Raw genomic sequence first — 7,619 nt, forward strand, 5'->3', positions numbered from 1 at the left:
TCGATTTTATTGACGGACTAAAACCATCGCTGGTCTTAAGACACGTTCTTTTAACATATATCCTTTTTGTAGAACTTGTGCTACTGTATCAGGTGTTTCGCCTTCTTCAACAGGTACCACTTGAACGGCTTGATGGAATGATGGGTCAAATAGTTCATTTAACGGATCAATCACTTCAATGCCTTCATGTTTAAATGCTGCTAAAATTGATTCTTTTACCATAGTAACACCTGATTGAATATTTTTAGCTTCTTCTGTTGTTGATTTAAGTAATAATGCACGTTCTAAATTGTCTAACGCAGGTAATAATTCTTGCGCTAAACTTTGTGAACGAAACTTCGCTAGATCTTGACGTTCACGCGCTTGGCGTTTTTGAATATTAGCCATTTCCGCGGATAAACGTAAGACTTGATCTTCTAAAGCGGCTATTTTCTCCGCAGCAAGATCTGCTTCTGATTTCGTTTCCTCTTCATTTTCTTTAGTCATGGTTTCTTCTGTTGTTTCATTTAATTCAGTTGCCTGTTCATCACTTGATTCGTTAGGGTTAGCCTCAGTAACAACTTCTTCAGTTGCTTGTGATGGATCGACAACTTGTTCATCTTGCTCTGTATGTTGGTTCATCGATTCTTTCGACACTTCTTCATCTCCTTTTACATATTTTTCTCAGTATAAGCCTTATTGATATACTGCAATAATTTATATATTTCTCGGTAAGGCATATTAGTTGGTCCCATGACCGCTAGTAAGCCTTGTTGTTCGCCGTCTGACAAACGGGCTGAAATGATGGAATAATCCTCTAATCCAGATACGCCAATTTCATCACCAATTCGAATTTCTAAAGGTGATTCTAAACGCGTTAACCGTGTTAGAAGGGACTCATCTTCAACTAAGCGGTAGACCCGTTTAATTAATTCCAAATCATTCGTTGAATCTAATAAATGACGCTTACCTGAAACGTATAAAGGCAGTTGTTGCTTTTGATTTAATGGTGAAAGCACTTGGCTTATAAATAGTTCTTCTAAGCGTTCGTAGTTATCGGCCTTTTCGTTTATCCATTGCTTTAATTGTTGAATAGCGGTATGAATGCTTTGATTCGCTAATAGATGATTCAATTGCATTTCGAGTTGCTTTAATCGCTCCGGACTAAATGCTCGGACTAATCGAATCATTTCTTCCTCATAGGTATGGTCAGAAAATAAAATGACTACCATTAAATGTTGAGGCGAAATGGATATTAAACGAATATTAGTAATTGACCGTTTTTGATCCGTCAATCCGATTGAGAGCGTTGTAAAGTGAATTTTTTGACTGAATAAATCAGCCGTCTGATTCATAAAGAACTCTAAATTCGGCGCGGATTCTTTCAACAATTGATTCACGTCGGTAGCTTCCATTTGATTCAAATCACTCGTTTCAAACGGGAGAATTTTATCAACGTAAAATCGATAACCTTTATTAGAAGGTATTCGTCCAGATGATAAGTGGTTTTTCTCAATCAATCCAAGTGATTCTAAACGGACCATTTCATTTCGTAATGTGGCTGAACTAACAGTCAAATCACTATTTTCAAGTAATGTCTTCGAACCAATTGGCTCCTTGAGTTCACTGTATAACTGAATGATTAATTGAAAAATATGCAATTGTCTTTTGGTTAACACCTCATCACCCCTTTAGCACTTGGATAGGTTGAGTGCTAACCCTGTATATAATTTAACACTTTGGTTAGATTAAGTCAAGGTAATAAACTCAGACTTTTGACTGAACTTGACGTGCGCTAAACAAAGTGTTTGTGTAACTATTATGATAGGAAACATCTAGTCTTCCAATAAAAAAGCTTGAAAAACGTCGTTGCCTAAATATACCCCTTGAGGACTTAATTTGATACCTTGGGCAGTAGATTCAATCAATTCTATATGCTTCAAATGATCAATCGTTTCTTGATAGATAGAAGCGACCGATTGATTAAACTGTTGCTCGAATGTTTGAAAGTTAACGCCTTCCATTTTTCTCAAACCTAAGAAAAAGAATTCTTCCATTTGTTGGCGGGATGTTAATTCATTTTGTTCTAAGATTGGTAATTCGTGATTTCGTAAAGGATTAAGGTAATGTTGAATCGGTCCTAAATTTTGATATCGAACATTATTAATTAATCCGTGCGCTCCTGCTCCAAATCCATAATAGTCGACTCGATTCCAGTAGGCTAAATTATGTTGGCTTTCATAACCGGGCTTACCATAGTTACTAATTTCGTAGTGATGTCTACCATTCGCTTCCATTTGTTGCATGGTTCGAGCAAACATTTCGACTTCTGTATCTTCTGACGGGAGCGGTAATTTTCCTAGACGCATCAAGTTATAAAAGACGGTCTTTCGTTCTAAAATTAATGAATACACGGAATAATGTGGTAAATCAATTGATAAAGCCGTATCTAAACTCGCTTGATATTGTTCAATACTTTGATGAGGTAAACGAAAAATTAAATCCATAGACACATTATCAAATCCCGCTCGTTCAATTTGATGAAAAGCATCGATTGCAACGGATTTACTATGTGTTCGTCCAATACGTTTTAATAGGTCATCATCAAAAGACTGTACGCCAACACTTAGCCGATTGACGCCATACGTTTTAAAAAGCGCAAGAACTTCTTGTGATACGTTATTTGGATTCATCTCAATCGTAAATTCTCCATCTGGTTGAAGATTAAAACAGTCGTATATTCCTTTGAAAAGTCGTTCAAATTGGCCCAACGTTAATACACTAGGTGTGCCTCCACCAATATAAATACTTTGTACGGTTTCTTTTTGATGGTTGACTCGATCTTGGGCTGTTTTCAATTCCATTTCTCGAACGAGCAAATCAACGTACTCATCAACTGGCTGTCCTTCTAAATATACTTTATTAAAGTCACAATAGTAGCAAATATGTTCACAAAAAGGAATGTGAATGTATACAGCACGCTTATTTTGGGATTGAATTATTTGACTCAAAATGACATTCCTTTCAATATAAGACGCCCTTATTTTGGCGTCTTTCTTTCGTTTTATAAATCAATTAATTGTTCAGGTTGAACAGTAGCTAATTGTTTGAGTGCTTCTACTTTATCTAAATGAAGCTGAGCAATTAATGCATCAATTGAAGCAAACTTTTCCATCGGTCTTAAGTAACTAATCCAAGCAATTTGAATCGTTTGTCCGTAAAGGTCTGCTTGATAATCGAAAATATGCGCTTCAATAGTTAGAGGCGTATCAATTCGTGATTCAAATGTTTGATTATAACCGATTGAAGCAAATCCAGGCAGCCATTCATCGTTGACTCGTACCATGACCGCATAAACACCGACACTCGGTAGATGATAAGGTGCATCCACCGATAAATTAGCAGTTGGATAGCCGATTAAAGTGCTACCTCGTTTTTTCCCGTGAACGACTTGACCACTTATTGTATAATAGTACCCCAACATATCATTCACTTGTCCAACCGCGTGTTCACCTAGAAACTTACGAATTCTCGTAGAACTTACTTTTCCATCTAATAGGCGTTCTTCTGGGATACTCACAATATCAAATCGATTCGCTGCATATGTCGGTAGCGTGTCCATATTCGCGATTGCGTGTGGCCCATATGTATAATCAAAGCCAGCAACGACCACTTCAGCATGTAGACCTACTAAATATTGATTCACAAATGCTTGAGGACGGAGTTGTGCAAAGTCTTCGCTAAAATCGACGCGATAAAAATAATCAACGCCAAATCGCTCAAGTAACACTTCTTTTAAGGCAGGGGGTGACAAATACTTCATTTGCTCTTCTTTCATTTCTTTAAAAATAACAGCAGGATGTCGATTAAAACTCATCAATGCCAATGGTAAATTGCGTGCTTTAGCAATTGTTTTTGCGGTTTCAATGACTCGTTGATGGCCTTTATGTAACCCGTCAAAAAAACCTAAAGCCAATACGATGGGTTGATTGACTACATCGCCTGCATTTAAAGGATAGGTTAATTCAATAACTTTCATACAAAACCTCTCTTATTCATTTCCTTTAAAAGAAAACATCTTTAATGGTTTAATTAAGTCTGACTTCGTTGGATGTTGTCCGTAAAATCCAATTGGTACGTCATTAATAACTAATAACTGGGGGGATATCCAATCTTGCGCTTCTACTTGTTCAAATTGTTCACGACGTAATACCGCACCATTTTGAACTAAGCGTTCTAATGACTTTGGCACGACTACTTTCGGATACTTCTTTAAAACGTCCATTAAAGGAATTAAGTAATGGGATTCATGTTCACGTATTTCATCTAATGTGTGCGCTTGATCAATTGAAAATCCTGCACTCGATATACGAACGAGTCGTGACATATGACTTGGAATATTTAGTTGAACACCTAAATCTGTCGCAATTGTTCTGACATATGTCCCTTTCGAACAAGTAATTAAGAAGTCAAACGTACATGTTTGTGTTACTTCATTATAAATCACGGATGAGGTACGACGCAATTCATAGACTTGAATGGTTCGTACCGGACGCTCGATTGTTTGATTATTACGAGCATACTCATACAAATGTTTCCCATTCACTCGCACCGCAGAATACATAGGAGGAATTTGCTTTAATTCGCCGACCATTTGTGACAGTGTTTGGTCAATTAAACTTTCATCAACTGCTTGATTTAACTTCAGTTTTTCAACTACTTTTCCATATTGATCTTCTGTTTCCGTTGAATAACCCAAAGTGATGCTTCCCTCATATGTTTTACTTGAATTGGTCATCCATTCAACTAATTTCGTTGCTTGACCGATACACATTGGTAAAACGCCGGTTACATTCGGATCAAGTGTACCTGTATGTCCAATTTTTTTCGTTTTTAATATACCACGTAAAATATTGACGCAATCGTGACTCGTCATACTTTTTTCTTTATTTAATATAATAATGCCATCCATGTGAATTTTTCTCCTAACACTCGACGTATGATATTTATCATCACTCCATAGTATATCATAATTTTTCACTTAAATAGATGACTGCATTTATTAGACACATTCGAAATTCTATTCTTTTTTATTCAGAATGACGATTATTCCACTGATAGTTTGCTTTTATTTATAAAGAAAATTGCAATTCATTTTTCAAAAAAATAACAGCTCTTTTCTCTAAAATTGAACTCTCCATTTTTGATAAGTTATTTCTTATATAATAAATCATATTAAAAATTCTATTCACCTCCCTATCGTTTTTCTTATTTATATGGTAAACTGGATTTAGAAAAGGGGTGGCTTATATGAAACAAGTCAAAATAGTTACCGACTCCACTTCAGATTTAACGACTGAAGAATTATCCAAATACGCCATTACTGTCGTGCCCTTAACTGTATCGATTAATGGCGAAAACTACACGGATGGAGAAAATTTAACAAAAGAGGAATTTGTGCTTAAAATGCAACAATCTGAAGAATTACCAAAAACTGCTCAACCAAGTATTGGGCGTTTTAAAGAAGTTTTTGATGAATTAACTGCAGATGGTAGTGAAGTATTAGCTATTTTAGCTTCTGAAAAATTAAGCGGGACTGTTAATGCTAGTCGACAAGCTGCGGAATTAGCTGAAGGTAAAGTAACCGTTGTTGATTCAGGTGTAACAACTCGTGGATTGGCCTATCAAGTAATTGCGGCACATTTGCTCGCTCAAGAAGGTAAATCATTAGAAGAAATTATTGAAAAGATTATTGATATTAAGCGTCGTACAAAGATTTATTTAGATGTTGTTCATTTAGATAACTTAACTAAAGGTGGCCGCATGTCTCGTGCTAAAGGGTTATTGAGCAACTTATTGAATATCAAAGTCTTTTTAGAATTTAACGAAACTGAAGGAAATACTTTAATTGCTAAAGGACGCGGTATGAAAGCTATTAAACGCGAATTCGAGCGCTTAAAAGATGAATATTTAAAAATTAAAGATGACGTATTAGTGATTGATTTTTGTTATGTCAACATGACTGATTTCAATCGCTCCATTATTCAAATGTTTCGTGATGAATTTCCTGAAGCTCAATCGATTGTGACACATACCAGTCCAGTCGTCGCAGCACACGCTGGATTAGAAGCCATGGGAATCATTCTTGTAACCAAATAAACGGTTTAGTAAACGGCAAAAACCTCTATCTAAAAACGATAGAGGTTTTTTGTTATTCTACTAGCTCATAGCCATCTGACTTTAAATTTTGGATAATACTATCTTTTGTTTCTGATAAGTTAGTAAATAGTGTAAGTGGCTTCATTTGTGATAAATCTGCTTTATTCGATTCATCAACTAAAATATTATGGAAGCCTATAACATCAGTAAATGTTCGTCTTAGTCGTCCATCTGTTCCGCCATTATATTCTTTTACTGTATATATATCAAGAAGCGTTCCGTATTGATCCGAACGATCGGCAGCTGGACGGTAAATTGTTGCTTCTCGTTTCAATTCATATCTTGTCCCGTACATCTTTGTCGCATCTATATCTTTATGCGTTCTTAAAATTTCTTCCGATATACGTCGCTGTATATCTTCATAATTCGTAATATCTTTAGCATAATCAACAACATTCGCTAATCCTTCGACATTTACATAGACGTTAAAATTCTTGTCTAATACGTATCCCAGGTCTTCTAGCGTTTGAAGTTCTGATTCTGGAAGAAGGAGTTGTGTTTTTTCTGAATTGCTTAAATGACCATTATTTTTCACTTCAAAATTTAAAGTATCTAATCCATCTGGTAAATTATTTTCAATAATCGCTTTGCCATAGCGATTGGCTCCTTCAAACGACACAACGACTGTTTTGAAAACATCTTCTAATTTAAGTACTTTTGGTTTTTGTAAATTTTTTACCGTTAATTTTTTCTTTCCGCCTTTAAATTCGGATAATTTAGAAGTAACGGTCACTGTCAGATTATCTTCGTTTGATAAATTAAATACTGGATTAATGTTTATATCAACTTTTTCGTTTAAAGCATCATCCAACTCATATTGATCTTTATACTTTTTTTGACCTGATTTTACATACACGTCATAAAGTCTATCATAATCAATTGAAACAGACGCTTGACCTCGCGAGTCTAATCCTACTACTTCGACTTCAACATAGTCTATGAGCTTAATTTTTTGATTAGACTGATAAAACCAGTATCCACCGATTGCTAGTGCGGCAAGAATAACCCACCACCATTTATTCAATAAACTAATGGATGAGTGTGATGTATCTGCAGAATTCGTATATGATGTATCTTGTGGTTGAAGATGTTCCACATTCACTTGATGCGTTTTGTTTTCTTGCTGAACACTCGCTCCACAATTTGAACAGAATCGATCCGTTAATTCAATGGGCGCCCCACAGTGACGACAGTTCATCGGACATCCTCCTCTCATTAGATTAGAAATATGTTAAAGACAGAAAATAGAATAAAATAGATGATGAAATCTAATGCGGATAAATAAAAGTCAAGTCCATAATCTTGTGTAAAATACTATACAATGTTCTATACTCTCTTACTGGTTAAACTTGATATACTTTCTTGTAGAACTGAGCCATTCGTCATGTGTGTCCATCAGGACAGCGCCAATTAACCGATTG

7 protein-coding genes are annotated in these 7,619 nt (G+C 35.6%); 1 reads left to right on the plus strand and 6 read right to left on the minus strand.

Going from position 1 to position 7,619, the window contains the following annotated elements:
• Positions 1 to 6: 6 nt before the first annotated feature.
• From grpE to truB, 5 genes are all read right to left on the minus strand, one after another.
• Positions 7 to 636, minus strand: coding sequence for a nucleotide exchange factor GrpE (gene grpE / locus L866_RS0104245; protein WP_245578436.1), 630 nt, complete (start codon positions 634 to 636; stop codon positions 7 to 9).
• 14 nt (positions 637 to 650) lie between these two features.
• On the minus strand, positions 651 to 1,658 hold the full coding sequence (gene hrcA / locus L866_RS0104250) for a heat-inducible transcriptional repressor HrcA (RefSeq protein WP_025729470.1): 1,008 nt from the start codon (positions 1,656 to 1,658) through the stop codon (positions 651 to 653).
• Between the two features lie 156 nt (positions 1,659 to 1,814).
• Positions 1,815 to 2,993, minus strand: coding sequence for a radical SAM family heme chaperone HemW (gene hemW, locus L866_RS0104255; RefSeq protein WP_425387351.1), 1,179 nt, complete (start codon positions 2,991 to 2,993; stop codon positions 1,815 to 1,817).
• A gap of 50 nt (positions 2,994 to 3,043) precedes the next feature.
• Positions 3,044 to 4,018, minus strand: a complete 975-nt coding sequence (gene ribF / locus L866_RS0104260; protein WP_025729474.1) for a riboflavin biosynthesis protein RibF — start codon at positions 4,016 to 4,018, stop codon at positions 3,044 to 3,046.
• Between the two features lie 12 nt (positions 4,019 to 4,030).
• Entirely contained in the window at positions 4,031 to 4,951 is a 921-nt protein-coding gene (gene truB / locus L866_RS0104265) for a tRNA pseudouridine(55) synthase TruB (RefSeq protein WP_025729476.1), read from the minus strand.
• Between the two features lie 338 nt (positions 4,952 to 5,289).
• Here truB and L866_RS0104270 point away from each other — a divergent pair, with 338 nt between their 5' ends.
• Positions 5,290 to 6,138 (plus strand): DegV family protein, encoded by an 849-nt coding sequence (locus L866_RS0104270; RefSeq protein ID WP_025729478.1) that lies wholly within the window; start codon positions 5,290 to 5,292, stop codon positions 6,136 to 6,138.
• A gap of 52 nt (positions 6,139 to 6,190) precedes the next feature.
• Here the strand turns inward: L866_RS0104270 and L866_RS0104275 are convergent, their stop codons facing one another.
• Positions 6,191 to 7,396 (minus strand): zinc-ribbon domain-containing protein, encoded by a 1,206-nt coding sequence (locus L866_RS0104275; RefSeq protein WP_025729480.1) that lies wholly within the window; start codon positions 7,394 to 7,396, stop codon positions 6,191 to 6,193.
• Positions 7,397 to 7,619: the final 223 nt, after the last annotated feature.

It is taken from the genome of Atopobacter phocae ATCC BAA-285, from assembly GCF_000526675.1.
Lineage (GTDB): Bacteria > Bacillota > Bacilli > Lactobacillales > Aerococcaceae > Atopobacter > Atopobacter phocae.

What these genes read in the sequence shown, in the direction of transcription:
- truB (WP_025729476.1), bottom strand. Translation starts at nt 4,951, where the DNA reads ATGGATGGCATTATTATATTAAATAAAGAAAAAAGTATGACGAGTCAC.
- ribF (WP_025729474.1), bottom strand. Translation starts at nt 4,018, where the DNA reads ATGAAAGTTATTGAATTAACCTATCCTTTAAATGCAGGCGATGTAGTC.
- L866_RS0104275 (WP_025729480.1), bottom strand. Translation starts at nt 7,396, where the DNA reads ATGAACTGTCGTCACTGTGGGGCGCCCATTGAATTAACGGATCGATTC.
- L866_RS0104270 (WP_025729478.1), top strand. Translation starts at nt 5,290, where the DNA reads ATGAAACAAGTCAAAATAGTTACCGACTCCACTTCAGATTTAACGACT.